Annotated in this window: 17 protein-coding genes and 1 riboswitch; of the genes, 4 read left to right on the top strand and 13 right to left on the bottom strand. The window is 43.9% G+C overall.

What is annotated here, in order from left to right:
* Positions 1-15: 15 nt before the first annotated feature.
* The 11 genes from thiL to WH95_RS15865 all read right to left on the bottom strand — a co-directional run bounded on the left by thiL (position 16) and on the right by WH95_RS15865 (position 8,669).
* A complete protein-coding gene (gene thiL / locus WH95_RS15915; protein ID WP_046509121.1) occupies positions 16-1,002 on the bottom strand; it encodes a thiamine-phosphate kinase in 987 nt (328 codons plus the stop codon).
* Positions 1,003-1,027: 25 nt separating this feature from the next.
* Positions 1,028-1,504, bottom strand: a complete 477-nt coding sequence (gene nusB / locus WH95_RS15910) for a transcription antitermination factor NusB (RefSeq protein ID WP_157845985.1) — start codon at positions 1,502-1,504, stop codon at positions 1,028-1,030.
* Positions 1,505-1,516: 12 nt separating this feature from the next.
* Complete coding sequence (gene ribH, locus WH95_RS15905; RefSeq protein WP_046509116.1) at positions 1,517-1,963, bottom strand: 6,7-dimethyl-8-ribityllumazine synthase; 447 nt, start codon at positions 1,961-1,963, stop codon at positions 1,517-1,519.
* A 54-nt stretch (positions 1,964-2,017) separates the two neighbouring features.
* Positions 2,018-3,160, bottom strand: coding sequence for a 3,4-dihydroxy-2-butanone-4-phosphate synthase (ribB, locus tag WH95_RS15900; protein WP_046509114.1), 1,143 nt, complete (start codon positions 3,158-3,160; stop codon positions 2,018-2,020).
* Positions 3,153-3,767, bottom strand: a complete 615-nt coding sequence (locus tag WH95_RS15895; protein WP_046509111.1) for a riboflavin synthase — start codon at positions 3,765-3,767, stop codon at positions 3,153-3,155. Before WH95_RS15895 ends, ribB begins: the two co-directional genes overlap by 8 nt.
* A 34-nt stretch (positions 3,768-3,801) precedes the next feature.
* Entirely contained in the window at positions 3,802-4,917 is a 1,116-nt protein-coding gene (gene ribD, locus WH95_RS15890) for a bifunctional diaminohydroxyphosphoribosylaminopyrimidine deaminase/5-amino-6-(5-phosphoribosylamino)uracil reductase RibD (protein WP_046509109.1), read from the bottom strand.
* Between the two features lie 54 nt (positions 4,918-4,971).
* The gene (gene nrdR / locus WH95_RS15885; RefSeq protein ID WP_046509107.1) at positions 4,972-5,454 is read right to left on the bottom strand and encodes a transcriptional regulator NrdR; all 483 of its coding nucleotides are present in this window, start codon (positions 5,452-5,454) and stop codon (positions 4,972-4,974) included.
* A 70-nt stretch (positions 5,455-5,524) separates the two neighbouring features.
* Positions 5,525-6,817 (bottom strand): serine hydroxymethyltransferase, encoded by a 1,293-nt coding sequence (gene glyA / locus WH95_RS15880; protein ID WP_046509105.1) that lies wholly within the window; start codon positions 6,815-6,817, stop codon positions 5,525-5,527.
* A gap of 30 nt (positions 6,818-6,847) precedes the next feature.
* A complete protein-coding gene (gene rpiB, locus WH95_RS15875; RefSeq protein WP_046509103.1) occupies positions 6,848-7,282 on the bottom strand; it encodes a ribose 5-phosphate isomerase B in 435 nt (144 codons plus the stop codon).
* 562 nt (positions 7,283-7,844) lie between these two features.
* Positions 7,845-8,099 (bottom strand): DUF6898 family protein, encoded by a 255-nt coding sequence (locus tag WH95_RS15870; protein WP_046509102.1) that lies wholly within the window; start codon positions 8,097-8,099, stop codon positions 7,845-7,847.
* 99 nt (positions 8,100-8,198) lie between these two features.
* A complete protein-coding gene (locus tag WH95_RS15865) occupies positions 8,199-8,669 on the bottom strand; it encodes a MarR family winged helix-turn-helix transcriptional regulator (protein ID WP_046509100.1) in 471 nt (156 codons plus the stop codon).
* A gap of 201 nt (positions 8,670-8,870) precedes the next feature.
* A riboswitch (SAM riboswitch) is annotated at positions 8,871-8,944 on the top strand.
* A gap of 86 nt (positions 8,945-9,030) precedes the next feature.
* Here WH95_RS15865 and WH95_RS15860 point away from each other — a divergent pair.
* On the top strand, positions 9,031-10,329 hold the full coding sequence (locus WH95_RS15860) for an O-acetylhomoserine aminocarboxypropyltransferase/cysteine synthase family protein (RefSeq protein ID WP_046509098.1): 1,299 nt from the start codon (positions 9,031-9,033) through the stop codon (positions 10,327-10,329).
* 137 nt (positions 10,330-10,466) lie between these two features.
* Here the strand turns inward: WH95_RS15860 and WH95_RS15855 are convergent, their stop codons facing one another.
* Entirely contained in the window at positions 10,467-12,407 is a 1,941-nt protein-coding gene (locus WH95_RS15855) for a bifunctional 2',3'-cyclic-nucleotide 2'-phosphodiesterase/3'-nucleotidase (protein ID WP_046509095.1), read from the bottom strand.
* A gap of 276 nt (positions 12,408-12,683) precedes the next feature.
* Between WH95_RS15855 and hemB the strand changes: the two genes are divergently transcribed.
* Both hemB and WH95_RS15845 read left to right on the top strand, forming a co-directional pair.
* The gene (gene hemB / locus WH95_RS15850; RefSeq protein ID WP_046509093.1) at positions 12,684-13,676 is read left to right on the top strand and encodes a porphobilinogen synthase; all 993 of its coding nucleotides are present in this window, start codon (positions 12,684-12,686) and stop codon (positions 13,674-13,676) included.
* Positions 13,677-13,924: 248 nt separating this feature from the next.
* Complete coding sequence (locus WH95_RS15845) at positions 13,925-14,560, top strand: peroxiredoxin (protein ID WP_046509091.1); 636 nt, start codon at positions 13,925-13,927, stop codon at positions 14,558-14,560.
* Positions 14,561-14,614: 54 nt separating this feature from the next.
* On the opposite strand, the gene WH95_RS15840 is transcribed toward WH95_RS15845, so the two are convergent.
* Positions 14,615-15,127, bottom strand: a complete 513-nt coding sequence (locus WH95_RS15840) for a DUF805 domain-containing protein (RefSeq protein WP_046509089.1) — start codon at positions 15,125-15,127, stop codon at positions 14,615-14,617.
* A 242-nt stretch (positions 15,128-15,369) separates the two neighbouring features.
* On the opposite strand from WH95_RS15840, the gene WH95_RS15835 reads away from it, so the two are divergent.
* Positions 15,370-15,966 carry a TetR/AcrR family transcriptional regulator gene (locus WH95_RS15835; RefSeq protein ID WP_046509087.1) on the top strand — a complete coding sequence of 199 codons (597 nt, stop codon included), beginning with the start codon at positions 15,370-15,372 and terminating at the stop codon, positions 15,964-15,966.
* Positions 15,967-15,986 lie beyond the last annotated feature (20 nt).

Genomic DNA, 15,986 nt, shown 5'->3' with positions numbered 1-15,986 from the left:
ATCTAAACATTTAAATTAAAAATGTTCCCATCCATATTGATCGACGGGTATTTCTCGGTTTTCTTCATCCAACAACAAGACGCCAGTGCCTTTGGCTAAAACGCCTATTCGGGTGATTGGTGTATTTAATTTATCTGATATTTCAATCAGTTCCTGTCGATTTTTTCTATGGGATGTGAAAAGAAGCTCGTAATCGTCCCCACCCGTTGCGGCCAGGCAAATATCAGGACCTAATGCAGTTTCAAAAACGTCTTTAAAGGCTTTGGACAGAGGTATTCTGGATGATGTTATTCTGGCTTGAAGATTAGATCCTTTGGCTATGTGGTTAACATCGGCCAAAAGTCCATCCGATATATCAAGAGCCGTTTTACTTATCCCCTGCTCTAATAAGGCAATGCCCAGCTCAGTTTTGGGCTGAGGAACTCTGTATCTATCAATTAAAAATGATGTTGCTGCAGGATAATTGCTGTTTATTTCTTCTTTTAATAATTTCAACCCGACGGCAGAATCTCCGATGGTTCCACTTACCCAAATATCATCCCCCTCTTCACCTGTCGTTCTGTATAGGCATTTCCCGCGGGGTACTGATCCAAAACAGGTAAGGGATAAGGTTAAGGGACCAACAGAAAAGACGGTATCACCGCCCATTAAATTGCATTGAAATTTCTTTTGATCTTCTGCCAGCCCCTGGGTGAATAACTTTACCCAATCGTTTGAAATAGATGCATTATAGGAAATAGAAAGTGTATAACCTTTAGGTCTAGCCCCCATGGCAGCCAAGTCAGAAAGATTTACACGAAGAACTTTACGCGCAATATCATCGGCGGGATCAGTCGAAAAAAAATGGACACCCTCGACAAGAGTATCCATTGTTACAACTGTGGAACGATCAGCATCTTCGTTAATTAGAGCCGCATCGTTCTCAAGGTTATAGGCTTCGGGATAGTTTTGGGTAAGCGGCGCAAAATAGCTTTTGATTAGATCAAATTCAGTTCCGTCCACGTATCAAAAATCCTGTTTTTGTATATTAAAACTCATCTTTGCGCAGGCTATGCGCTAAACGATCCAATACACCATTCACCATTGCAGTTTCTTTGTCGCCAAGAAATGCGTGAGCAACATCAACATATTCAGAGATAATCACCTTTGCGGGCGTTTCTGTGCGCTGCTGAATTTCGTAGGCACCAGCAACCATAACCAACCTCAACAAGGGGTCTAACCTGTGAATAGGCCATGATTTATCCAGAACCGATACAAGCATATCATCAAGAAGCTCACGTTCCTGGTTGATGCCCTTGTAAAGTTCAATGAAAAGCTTCTGATCCATTGCGGCTATATTCAAGCCGTCAACCTCTTCATCTCGGCGCATGTTCAAGAATTCATCCAAGACGGTTTTTGAACTACCTTGATTGAATTCTATTTGGAAAAGCGCCTGTATAAGGGCAAGGCGTGCCATGCTTTTCTTAAGGCTTGCACTCGGCGCTTTTGAGTTCTCCTCAGTCACGGTCATAATTCCTTATGCAACACCGTACTGGCGTTTTAAAGCGATCATATCAAGGCAGGCACGTGTTACAGCACCACCTTTGTTTTTCTCAGAAGCTCTTGCCCGAGCCCATGCCTGCGCTTCGTTCTCAACGGTTAATACACCATAGCCAATTGCCATGTTACTATCAACGGCCAGATCCTGAAGCTTCCTTGCGCTTTCAACACAGACATAGTCGTAATGACTTGTCTCGCCACGAATAACACATCCAAGGGCAACATAGCCATCAAACTGACGACCATCTGTACGTTGTGAAGCAAATTTAATCGCGGCAGGAAGTTCGAATGCACCGGCAACGGCGACGACTTCGTAACTACACCCGTCTTTTTCAAGTTCAGCAATAGCAGCACTTTTCATTTCATCGGCAATGGCGCTGTAGAAACGTGCTTCAACAATCAGAACGTGGGGTTTGTCAGTCATTCTTTGCTACCTAATAAATCTATGCTGTCTTGTGCCTAATCCAAATCGACAAGATCAGGCTGTTTCAACTATTGGACGCTGTTCAACTACAGAAAGCCCGTATCCGTCAAGCCCAACAATGTTTTTCTGTGAATTTGTGAGCAGAATCATCTGTTGAACCCCTAAATCAAGTAAAATTTGCGCGCCAACACCATAATCCCGTAGATCATGATTTGCTTCAACAGGCTCCCCCAGTCTGGTTTTTATCGCATCAGAAAGGCTTTTTGGGGATGGCTCTCTGAGCAAAACAATAACACCACGACCTTCTTTATCGATCATTTTCATCGAATTATGAAGATCACCGGCTTTACCACTTTGGCTGTCGATCAACACATCATCAAGAACATTCAGGGCATGCATTCTCACCAATAAGGGATCATCTGATGAAATGTCCCCTTTCCATAGGGCGATGTGTTCAGCGTATGTTGTGTTGTTGACATAGACAGCCATGTTAAATTCACCGGCAATCTTGGAATGCAGCTTATCTTCTAGCGTTTTTTCGATAAGATGATCATGTTTTCTTCGATAGGCAATCAGATCCGCAATTGTTGCAATTTTAAGCTTATGTATTTGCGCAAATTCTATCAGATCATCCCGACGTGCCATCGTTCCATCGTCATTCATGATTTCGCAAATAACACCAGCGGGATTCAATCCTGCAAGACGTGCTATATCCACTGCGGCTTCGGTGTGTCCGGTTCGAACCAGAACGCCACCATCCCGTGCAACCAGAGGAAACACATGACCAGGCGTTACGATATCATCGGGTGAAGCAGACGGATCGGTTGCCACTGAAATTGTGCGTGCTCTATCAGGTGCAGAAATCCCGGTTGTCACCCCTTCCTTTGCTTCGATAGAAACAGTAAAAGCGGTTTCATGCCGTGTGCCATTTTTTTGGGCCATCAGTGTCAGGCCAAGTTCTTCTACCCGTTCTTTACAAAGGGCCAGGCAAATAAGACCTCTACCGTATTTCGCCATAAAGTTAATAGCTTCCGGGGTCGCCATCTGGGCAGGAATAACAAGATCCCCTTCGTTTTCACGATTTTCATCATCCACCAGAATGAACATATGACCATTGCGTGCTTCTTCGATGATTTCTTCGGGCGGAGAAAGAATATCGCTGAAGGATTTTATAGCATTAGAAGGTGCATTAGCCATTGTTTTGCCTTTCCAGCAACTGTCCAACGTAACGGGCGAGTAAATCAATTTCCAGATTAACCTGACAATCTCCGGCTTTGAAACTGCCAACCTGCCATTGGCCAAGGGTCGTCATTTCTGCTGTGTGCGGAATAATATTTACACCAAACTGCTTTCCGTTAACTTCATTTACCGTCAAAGACACACCATCCAGAACAATGGAGCCTTTAGGTGCGATAAATTTTGCAAGTTCTTCCGGCGCTTCAAAAGTAAAACGTTTGGAATCCCCATCTGGCACAATACTGACCACAGATGCAACACCATCGACGTGTCCAGAAACCAGATGCCCCCCCAACTCATCGCCCATGCGTAAAGCACGTTCAAAATTGACAGGCGTGCCTTTGGTCCAGAAACCCAAAGTCGTTTTTGACAGAGTTTCAGCCGAGACATCGGCGCTAAACCAGCCCAGCCCCTTTTCAACAACGGTCAGACAGACGCCAGAACAAGCAATAGACGCACCAATGTCGACCGTATCCATATCAAACGCTGTGTTAAAGACAAAGCGTTTGTCACCATTATTCAAGATTGATTGAACAGATCCTAGATCTGTAATAATACCCGTAAACATCTAAATGCCTTTTGTTGTGCATTTAATCATTAAGTCAAAAATCACGTCGATAACTTTCCATCATATCATCACCAAGTTTGGCAACGTTGGATAAAGTAAACCTTGGTGCTAGAGACAAGTCCTCAAGTCCAAAACCTGTTGTTACAGATAATCCATCTCCACCGATTATCTTTGACGCCCTGAACCAGACGATACGATCGACAAGGTCATCTTTAAAAAGAGATCCGATAATATGACTTCCGCCTTCGACCAAAACCCTTGTGATACCCTGCGCCCCAAGTGCCTTTAAAACTTCCTTGGGACTGATGTAGCCGTCTTTATCTTTATCAATCAGACAGATTTCCACCCCTGCATCTTCATAGGCAGACAGACGAGATGAATCATTTTCCCTAAAAGTCATCAGTATCGTTTTATGTTCTTTTGCCCTCGCGACAAGGTCATGTGTCAAAGGCAGGCGTAATCGGCCATCCATAACAACACGTGTTGGTGATTGTTTTGTCAGTCCGGGAAGCCGCACATCCAGCCTCGGATTATCGATCACCGCCGTACCGCTACCGACAAGAATGGCATCATTCCGAACCCTAAGCATATGTCCGGCACGCCGGGCAGCATTACCTGTAATCCATTTGCTTTGCCCTGATTTCGTGGCAATGCGCCCATCCAATGTGGTGGCAACTTTTAGGGTTACAAGAGGACGCCCGTGTCGAATTCGCTTGAAAAATCCAGCATTCAGTTCTTCTGCTTCGTGTTGTCGTATGCCGACGGCGACTTCAATCCCTGCATCGATCAAGGCTTTTAAACCGCGCCCCTGGACACGTGCATCACTGTCTTCCATAGCAACAACACATCGGCTAATACCTGCGGCAATCAAAGCTTCGCAACAAGGCGGGGTTTTTCCATGATGTGAACAGGGTTCAAGCGTTACATATGCTGTTGCCCCCTGAGATGCTGTTCCAGCTTCGTCCAAGGCGACTCTTTCAGCGTGCGGACGTCCGCCTAGTTGCGTTCGTCCCCTACCAATCACCTGGCCATTTTTGACAATAACACAGCCAACAGATGGATTGGGGCTCGTGCTTCCCAATCCACGAGCAGCAAGAGCAAGCGCGGCATCCATATGTTGGAGGTCAACTAAATGTTGTTCAGTGGACATCACACGTTTTCTGTAACTGTTTGAGACGAAATAAGGTCAATTAACAACGCATTATTAATCGGATGGATTTGGGTCCAAGATGTCGAGATCATCGCCCAGTTTACCGACGAATTCTTCAAAATCTCTTACTTCTTTAAAATCTCTGTAAACAGAAGCAAAACGGACATAACCAACCTGATCAAGTGTCGCCAATGCATCCATGACAAGCTCACCAATTAAATCAGTGGCGATTTCACTTTCGCCCGAAGATTCAAGTCGGCGAACAATGCCACTGACAACGCGTTCAACACGGTCTCTGTCAACATCTCGTTTTTGTAGAGCAATATTCATTGAGCGGGCTATTTTTTCCCGATCAAAGGGTTCGCGCTGTCCATTCCCTTTTACAACAATAAGCTCGCGCAATTGAACGCGTTCAAAAGTCGTAAACCTAGCCCCGCAGCCTGCGCATTGGCGCCGCCTTCGGATCGCGGTGTGATCTTCGGTTGGTCTCGAGTCTTTGACCTGAGTATCTTCACTACTGCAGAACGGGCAGCGCATATTCCCTCACAGTTTCCCCCAAAGGGGATCCGAGTTATGACAATTTGGAAATCATAACCCGGATAAAACCTTAGATTTCCAAATCTTTGTAAATTGGGAATTCGCGGCAAAGTGCTTCGACTTCTTCACGAACTTCCGCTTCGATTTTGGAGTTATCTTCGCGGTTTGCAGCAAGTCCATCAAGAACTTTAGTGATTAGTTCACCAATTTTCTTGAATTCTGCGTCTTTAAAGCCGCGTGTTGTACCTGCCGGGGTACCTAAACGGATACCAGAAGTTACCATCGGTTTTTCCGGATCAAATGGAATACCGTTTTTGTTACAGGTCAAACCAGCACGGTCCAGACTTTCTTCGGCAATGTCACCTGTTAGGCCTTTTGGACGCAGATCAACCAGCATCAGGTGCGTATCTGTGCCGCCTGTTGTAATGGCAAAACCATTTTCAACAAGTGTTGCTGCCAGTGTTTGCGCATTGCTAACAACCTGTTTCGCATAAATTTTGAAATCTGGGTCCAGTGCTTCTTTCAAAGCGACGGCTTTGGACGCGATGCAATGCATTAGCGGACCGCCCTGAAGACCTGGGAACGCAGCTGAGTTGATTTTCTTTCCGATATCAAGATCGTTGGAAAGAACCATACCACCACGGCCAGCGCGTAATGTTTTGTGTGTAGTTGTTGTCACAACATGTGCATGTTCCATCGGACTTGGATGAATACCAGCAGCAACCAGACCAGCAAAGTGCGCCATATCAACGTGCAGATAGGCACCAACTTCATCTGCAATAGCACGGAACTTGGCAAAATCCAGTACACGTGGATAAGCAGAACCACCAGCAATGATCAGTTTTGGTTTGTGTTCAACAGCAAGATCACGAATTTCATCATAATTCAGCTGATGTGTTTCTTTATCAACACCGTAACTGACTGCATTAAACCATTTACCGGAAAGATTAGGTCGTGATCCGTGTGTCAGGTGTCCGCCAGAAGCCAGGTCAAGACCCATAATTGTGTCACCGGGTTTGATCAAGGCCAAGGTGACACACTGGTTTGCCTGTGCACCGGAATGTGGTTGTACATTTACATATGCACAGTTGAAAAGCTCTTTAGCTCGGTTGATTGCCAATTCTTCGACAACATCAACGTATTCACAACCACCGTAATAGCGACGATTTGGATAACCTTCGGCATACTTGTTTGTTAGAACGGTTCCCAATGCCTGCATCGTGGACAAGGAAACAATATTTTCAGATGCGATTAGTTCGATCTGATTTTGTTGACGACCAAGTTCCTTGTTAATTGCAGCAGCAATTTCAGGATCAGTCTGTGCCAAAGGGGCGTTAAAGAAGGTGGTTGTATCTAAGCTCATGACAACTTCACTCTCTGGTAAAGGTGATAATTATCCAAGTTTTTCGATGCGGCCTTGATGGCGCCCACCGGAAAACTCAGTGTTTAAAAAGGTTTTAAGGCAAGCTTTCGCCACCTCAATACCTGTTGTTCTGGCCCCTAAAACCAGAACGTTGGCATCGTTATGCTCTCGTGATAAACGCGCCAAGGTTTCGTCGTGACAAAGAGCAGCCCGTATACCTTTGTGTCGGTTTGCAGCAATTGATATGCCGATACCAGAACCACAAACAAGAATACCGGTTTGCGCATCACCATTTTGAATTGCTTTTGCTAACGCAGAACCAAAATCCGGATAGTCAACACGATCTGGACCATTAGTCCCAAGATCAAGCACATCAAATCCAAGGGCTTTGACGTCTTCCCTCAACAAATCCTTTAGTTCATAACCCGCATGGTCCGCAGCGAGGGCAATGGTAATTTTGCTCATTTGTCCGTACTTTTTTGTTTTCCCGAAAAGGCGAATGGATCACATAGCACACCTGCCATGTTCTCGAAAGTCGGTGACATAAGAAGAGCTCGTTTATAGGTGATTTACTATAAATTTTAATCCCCGAGAACCGAGTTCTGTCTCTCTCCTGCATTCAAGGTTTATCATTAATTCTTATCGGGCTTTAAACTGGTTAAAGGTTATAATGTGATTCTTTTGTCACTTACTAGACAATTTACGTACATTTTGTAGAACATCTGCGGCATTATTGTACCGACACAACTCATCGGCATAACATATCATCTAATTTGATTTACGGTTGGTGCCTGTATCTCACTGATATTACTCTCTAAAACCAGAATAGATGACACATATATAATATACGAAGAAAAAATAAGTATTTGAATTTTCGTATTTTTTTAAAACCTGATAAAAATTATGCGCTATTTTGTCGCAGTCAAAAACAAGTCTCAACCGCTTTGTCATTAACAACTGGTTTCTGATTCTATTTTGTTTTTAGTTTCAGATTGAAAACAACAGCCCGCTTTTTTAAACCAAGTTTTTAAACGACGATACCACCCTTAGTATCTCTGGTAGTATCTCTGGCTATCTTTTTTGTCCCAGATTTATCGGCGTTTTGTTTGTTGAGAACATAGTTTAATTTTTTTATGACAGTCTGTTTAAGCCTTTGCTCGGTTTCTCTGGGGTCACCGACAATGGAGACCTCTGTCATCGTGGCCTCGTGAAAGGCGCTAACTTTGACATAGGCCCCCATTCTTGAAAATTCTATTATTATGCCCGGATCGTGTGATCGCATTAAATCAAACCATAAATAAAAAGGCCCCTGTTAATACAGAGGCCTTAAAAATAGCAGAACAAGCAATCTTTTCAAAGATATTACATGTCGTTGTTTCTATCAGGCAGCAGGATTGACCCCGCCCCCCATTGGCATGGGGGAAGACCAAAACAATTGCAGACGGTGAAGTGTAGCTGTTGTGACTTTCAAATCCTCGTCAGAAACGACCCCGCCACTTATTTGTTCTGCATGTGCATCAAAAAGCGTAGAGATGGAATTGAAGATTTCCAGTCCGGTATCCGAAGCACGTACATGGAATGATCTGCGATCATGCGGCGATCTTTCTTGTATCAAATACCCGTTCTCAACCATTTTCTTTACATTGTAAGAAACATTGGATCCCAGATAATATCCACGATGCGTTAACTCGCCGACAGAAAGTTCCTCTGTCCCAATATTATAGAGGATCAGAGCCTGAATATTATTTAAATCCCGAATACCACGGCGATCTAATTCTGCTTTCACGACCTCCAGACATTGGCGGTGCAAGCGTTCAACCAAAGAAATTGTTTGCAGATAAGCAGCCTTCACGATGTCCTCACAATAACCATAAACTTTAACGAAATTTGTTGGTATTTTATGCAACAGGCGTTAACGGCGGATTAACCGAAATCCAATTTAGAAAGAAAAATTAAATAAAATCATTGATCCCAAACGATATTCTCCACTTATTTCATGTAATTAAAGGCAATTCTTTCTTGCTCTGGTTGTTTTATAAACGTAGGGTAAACAACATTAATTAGCGCTGATTTGGAGCTCAGCTTGCGGGCGCTTAAAAAATGCAGCTAAATCGAGGGGAAACCCATCCGACTTACAATTACGCATTTTCCCGCTTGTTGTTCATCCAGACTTTAAATCCCTCATATGGGAAATAACACAAACGGGTGAAGCTATGACTATCGACACAAAAAATCCGGAAACACTGGTTCTTCATTCTGGCTATAGAAATGACCCGCAAACAGGTGCTGTTGCTGTTCCTATCTATCAGACAACGTCTTATCAATTTGATAGTGCGGAACATGCTGCAAACCTTTTTGCCCTGAAAGAGTTCGGGAACATCTATACACGTATCATGAACCCAACTACGGCAGTCCTGGAAGAACGCATAACTGCTTTGGAAGGTGGTGCAGCATCACTGGCGGTTAGTTCAGGACAAGCTGCTAGTACTTTGGCCATCCAAAACGTCGCCAAAGCTGGTGATAACATTGTTAGTTCAACTGAACTTTATGGCGGCACCTATAACCTGTTTGCCAACACACTGCCAAATATGGGGATTGAGGTCCGTTTTGTTGATCCGACTGACCCTGAAAATTTCCGCCGTGCAACAGATGAAAACACCAAAGCCTATTACGCTGAAACTCTGCCAAATCCACGCTTACGCGTTTTTCCGATAAAGGAAGTGGCAGACATCGGGAATGAAGTTGGTGTTCCCCTTATCATGGATAACACTGCTGCACCGATCCTTTGTCGCCCGATTGAACACGGGGCCCATGTCGTTGTCTATTCTACCACAAAATATATTGGCGGCCATGGAACCTCGATTGGCGGTATGATTGTTGACGGTGGTAATTTTGATTGGGAAGCCAATGCTGCTCGCTTTCCGCTGTTGACCCAACCTGATCCCAGTTACCATGGTGCGGTTTGGACCGAAGCGGTTAAACCACTTGGACCTATTGCCTATATCATCCGCGCACGTGTCGTTCTATTGAGAGATCTAGGTTCGGCTATGTCACCGATGAATGCATTTCAGTTTATCCAGGGAATGGAAACGCTTCCCCTGCGTATGCGGGAACACTGCAAAAATGCGACAGCTGTTGCCGAATTTCTAAGCAACCATCCCTCTGTAGAAACTGTTATTCATCCAAGTCAGGCAAAAGGTGCCGAGCGAGATGTTGCTGATAAATATCTAAAAGGTGGCTATGGTGCCCTGCTTGGCTTTGAGCTTAAAGGCGGAAAAGAAGCTGGACGTAAATTTATTGACAGCCTGAAAATGTTCTTCCACGTGGCTAATATTGGGGATGCAAGAAGCCTTGCAATCCACCCAGCCACCACAACACACTCTCAATTAAGTGCAGAGGAACAGGCATTGACTGGAATTTCAGAAAGCTATGTTCGTCTGTCGATCGGTATTGAGCATATCGACGATATTATTGCGGACCTAAGCCAGGCTTTGGATGCTTCTGGCAGTTAATAAAACTGGCAATTAATAAAAGAAGAAAGATAATAGAAGAAGAGGCACGAACATAATAACAAATGTTCGTGCCTCTCAATTTACATGGGGGCTCTGATCGGACGCCGCCTTTTTACTGAGATATCTGTAATCTCGTTTTATTTAAAAGAGATTTGATATTTGCCAAAACCATCATTGCCTTCACCTATGTAGCTAATAATGTCTTTGCTGCCCAAAATGTCTTTCGCAGACGGTGTTGTTTCAAAGGTGACCTTTACGTCCCCATTGATGGGCGCAAAGCTCCAGTTTTTATCCGCACTTGGGTCAATTTTCTTTTGATCAAAGATGTAGTTTGCCAGAACTGTGCGATTTTCATCAGGCGCCTGAATAATGACTGTTGAACCGTCCAAAGCTGGGAAGTTCCCTCCACCGTGAGCACGATAGTTATTCGTTGCGACAACAAACTGTGCCCTCACATCTAGTGGTTTGCCCTGATAGGTCATATTTATAATACGGTGACTATCAGGGTTAACGATCTGCCCTTCTTTATTGTAACGAGCTGGCTGTGTTAGATCGACGTTATATTCCACACCATCGATGACATCAAAATTGTAAGACGGGAAGTCTGGATTGAGCAGGATTTGCTCGTCAATATTCTTTGTATCAACCTGATTAAAAGCCCCTGCTGACATTTCCAACCATTCACGAACCTGTGCACCATTCAGTAAAACAGCACGCAGGGTGTTGGGGTAGATATAGAGATCTGCAACGTTTTTCAGGGCAATTTCACCCTTTGGAATGTTGGTGTAATAGTCCGCACCACCTCTACCACCGGCCTTAAACGGTGCACCAGCCGAGAGAACAGGTATACCATCGTACTCGGTACCTTTGATAAGTTTCTCTACATACCATTTTTGCGCGTTCGTCACGATCTGGATCGAAGGATCATCCTGAACCAGAGCAAAGAAAGAATTAATCGGGGCTGATGTTGTGCCCACAGCCTTACGCATAAATTCGATTGTTTCTCCGTGTTCGTGTTTCACGGCATCTATGATGGTTTGATCGGCTTTGACCAAAGGATGTTTTTTGCGTCCATCACGCTTGTAAATACCACGGGTTGACCCTGTGCTATCAACAACTTTCCAGTTTCCGTTGTCATCTACATCCAAAGTCAGATCAACAAGACCAAGATGGCTTCCCCAAAAACCGGGCATCGTTGCAGCGACACCGTTGATTGTACCTTTTTCAATGTTGACCCCAGCAATATCCTTGTAGGTTTCTGACGGGAAAACGGCATGGGCATGACCAAAAAGAATGGCATTCAACCCCTCTACTTTGGATAGGTAGTAGGTGGCGTTTTCATCTCGCCCCTGTGGTGTAACATCACTCAATCCAGAATGCGGAACGGCAATGATAATATCAGCCCCCTTCTCTTTCATTTCCGGAACATACCTTTTAGCTGTATCAACAATGTCGTGGGTAACAAGCTTGCCTTTCAGGTTGGCTTCGTCCCACTGGGTTATCTGTGGGGGAAGAAAACCAATTACACCAACTTTGATACTGTGTTTTTTACCTGCTGTATCGACAACTTCACGATCAAGAATAATGTATGGATCGAAAGCAGGTTTGTCATTACTTGGGTCTTTATCACCATCATCAATAAAAACATTGGATGAAACATAGGGGAATGCGGCATCATTCAACGTCTCACTGAGGAAATCCAAACCATAGTTGAATTCATGGTTTCCCAGGTTGCCAGCATCATATTTCAAGAGGTTCATGGCCTTGAAAACGGGATGTACTTCCCCTTGCTGTAAACCGCGCTCTTTGGCCATGTAATCCCCCAATGGATTACCCTGTATTAGATCACCATTATCAATTAGTAGAGAGTTCGGAACCTCTTGGCGCGCCTCTTTGATAAGTGTTGCTGTACGAGCCAGACCAACCGCAACAGATGGTGCATCTTTATAATAGTCATAATCAACGATATGAACGTGAATGTCTGTCGTTTCCAGTATGCGCAATTGAACTTCTGAGGAATGTGACGTGCCAAACCCAAGGGCCAGTACCCCTGCCCCTGCTAAAAGAATTTTTTTCATAATCTCACCTGTATGTATGCTTAAGCAAAACAGCTTACTCATGGCCAGGGCTTTTTTCCAAGGACATAAAAGTGACAACCCGATGAAACAAAATTTACAGCCGACAAAAGCATGGTGGATGTTGTCAGAGGATCGTAAGATTTATTCTAGACAACTATTTTCTTTATTCTAAAGGGTTTGCGACGATCTGACCCATCGCGCTTTAAGCCGAATACTTGCAATTTCGAGAGCTTCGGTAGAAGGTAGCACAAAACGAATCTCATCAGGAGAAAAGAATTGAATAAGACCTTTAGGCAGGATCTTGTGGTTAGACCGCGTCGTATTCGTACAGATGACTGGACGCGTCGTATGGTTGCCGAAAACCGCCTGTCTGTTGATGACTTTATCTGGCCCGTATTTTTACAAGAAAACAACGGTACCAGCGATGTACCGTCAATGCCTGGCGTTAAAAGGTACGGCCCTGACTGTTTGGTTGATGCTATTGCCGAGGCTGTTGAATTGGGTATCCCGGCTATCGCGCTTTTCCCCTATAACAACCCTGAAACAAAAACAGAAGATTGTCGCGAGGCATATAACCCCGATAATCTTATCTGTCAGGCAACACGATCAATCCGAAAACATTATCAGGAAATCGCATTGATCGGTGATGTTGCGCTGGACCCTTATAACTCATTGGGGCATGACGGTATTGTTAAGGACGGTGTTATTCTGAATGATGAATCCGTTGAAATTTTGTGCCGTCAAGCTTTGGTACAGGCCGAAGCCGGATGTGATTATGTAGGTCCTTCGGATATGATGGACGGTCGCATCGGCGCAATCCGCGATACACTGGATGAAGCGGGTTATACCTATACAAAAATCATGGCCTATAGTGCCAAGTATGCCAGTGGTTTTTATGGTCCCTTCCGGGATGCAGTCGGTGCAAAGGGTGCTTTGAAGGGCGATAAAAAAACCTATCAAATGGACCCGGCCAACAGCGAAGAAGCCTTGCGACTTGTTGAAAATGACCTTCAACAAGGGGCGGATATGGTTATGGTAAAACCTGGCATTGCCTATCTGGATATCATTCAGCGCATTAAAAATACCTTTGGCGTACCAACCATGGCCTATCAGGTCAGCGGCGAATACGCGATGATCAAGGCTGCATCTGCCAACGGTTGGCTTGATCATGATGCGGTTATGATGGAAAGTCTGATGGCTTTTAAACGTGCGGGTACAGACGCTGTTCTTACTTACTTTGCACTCGAAGCCGCCCGGCTACTAAAATAAATCCCAGTTACGTAATAAAGCCAAGGAATACAAAAATTGCAAAAGGCCTGAAGCAAAATTCAGGTCTTTTGTTTTAAAGATAAAGAAACAATTACAAAAAATGGTTTAAACGGGTTGGATATTTACTACCAATCCCTATCTTTTCAGGGTAAGATCACTTTTCTTTTTCGGGAACTTTTTCAAGTTTTCATATTTATCTCGACAGCGGATTTCTTTCCGTTCCTTATGACACCTCAATGGAGGCTGCAATGACTTTACGTTTAGGTGATACAGCACCTGATTTCTCACAGGATTCTACCGAAGGTAAAATCGATTTTTATGATTTTGTTGGTGATAGCTGGGCCGTTCTTTTTTCTCATCCAAAAGATTTCACCCCGGTTTGTACAACCGAACTTGGCTATGTCGGGAAACTCAAGCCAGAGTTTGACAAACGCAATGTTAAGGTTCTTGGCCTAAGTGTTGATCCCCTTTCGGATCACACACAGTGGGTTGGCGATATCGAGGAAACTCAGGGACACCAGTTTAACTTCCCGCTTTTGGCTGATGCTGATCGCAAAGTGTCTGATCTTTACGACATGATCCACCCAAACGCGAACGATACGCTGACCGTTCGTTCAGTATTTATCATTGATCCGGCGAAAAAAGTACGCCTGATCATTACCTATCCGGCAAGCACGGGACGTAACTTTGATGAAATCCTGCGTGTTATTGACTCATTGCAGTTGACCGATGGATACAAAGTAGCAACGCCAGTTAACTGGAAAGACGGCGATGATGTAATTATCGTTCCAGCCCTGAGCGACGAAGATGCAAAAGAACGCTTCCCGAAAGGCTGGGTGGCACACAAACCTTATCTGCGTGTGACGCCACAGCCCAATAAATAAACACAAAATTTTATGTGTATAATGAGAAAGCCCGGTAATTTTGCCGGGCTTTTCTTATTCATATAGATCTTTATTCAGGCGATGAATACCGGGGCTTGAAGAAGGATTTTCAAATGAAAAATCGGTTTCGATATCGTTGTGATCATCTAAAAAAGATGAGCGCCCTCTTGCTATTCTTTTTCCGGGCATAGTCGTCAGCAAGAAACCGAAAACAAGGTTGATACCGGGGATTGTTATCAAGAGCGCCAGCCACTTGGGCCAACCGATATGATTTAGACGATGAACCATCCAGCATATTTGTGTACACATTGTGGCGAGAATAACGGACAAAACAGTCCAGCCTCCCTCAATATGAATATCAGCAATGGGATCTTTTAATAGTTTTAAAACATCTTCGACAGAGACGGCATTGGTAAAGCTCATAACCAGAAATGCCCAGAGAAAAAGAGATAAAAACAGCATCCTGAAAACGTAAGTCAGGCGTCCAAGAATCTTTTCATCGCTGCTAACATAAATAATTGTTGGCAGTAAAAATACCACAGAAGCGATTGCAAAAATTCCGAGCATGAAGCTGACTCAATCTGGTTCATTTTCTGAATATTTTACCGTGTAAGGGTGAAGCAGACATAAATTATAGGTAAAATTGCATATTTTTCTTTTGCCTAATTTGACACCAATAAACTTGTCTCTCTTTAACTCCGCATTCCCCTTAAAAATTGAAAACAAAAGAAAATATAAGTTTCTTGTGATAATAATTATTTTATAATATTTATTTTAAAATAATCAATCTAAAATTTTATGAGAATAATATGGGTCGAAATCTGTCATTTAACGAAAAAGATACACTCGCGAAGATCGCAAATATCTTTCGTGAAAAGGGCTACGAAGCGACAACGGTGAAAGACCTCGAAAAGGCGACGGGTTTAACATCGGGAAGTCTTTATAATTCCTTTGGCGGAAAAGAAGCTCTCTTTGATATCGCGATTGGCTTCTACAATAATAATGTTGTGCGAAATAGAATCAGTACTTTCCTGGATCAAGCAGATGATCCGCTTATTGGCATAAAAGATCTTTTCCATTCATTACTGGATGAAGCCGACGGTCAGGAAAATGGGTGTTTGTTGACCAACACAGCAGTCGAGTTTAACAATAGACGGCGACATACCACCCAAGAACTTGATACCGGATTTTCCCTTTTAGAGGCCGCATTCAAAAGACAGATCATGCGTTGTGCTGAAAAAGGACAAATAGCCAAACCCCCTTCCCCACAACAAGCGGCTACGCGTTTGCTCATTTTTTACCAGGGTATTCTTGTTCTTGTTCGGGCGGGACTGCGGCGTAAAGAGGCTGAACAAGTCATCAATGATGAGATTGATTCGATTTTAAGAAAAGGTTTTCACTCCTGAGCTATTTGAGTACAGAAGGC

The organism is Kiloniella litopenaei, assembly GCF_000982415.1.
GTDB lineage: Bacteria > Pseudomonadota > Alphaproteobacteria > Kiloniellales > Kiloniellaceae > Kiloniella > Kiloniella litopenaei.
Note: the sequence above shows the minus strand (reverse complement) of the source record. Positions and strands in the feature narration are given on the sequence as shown.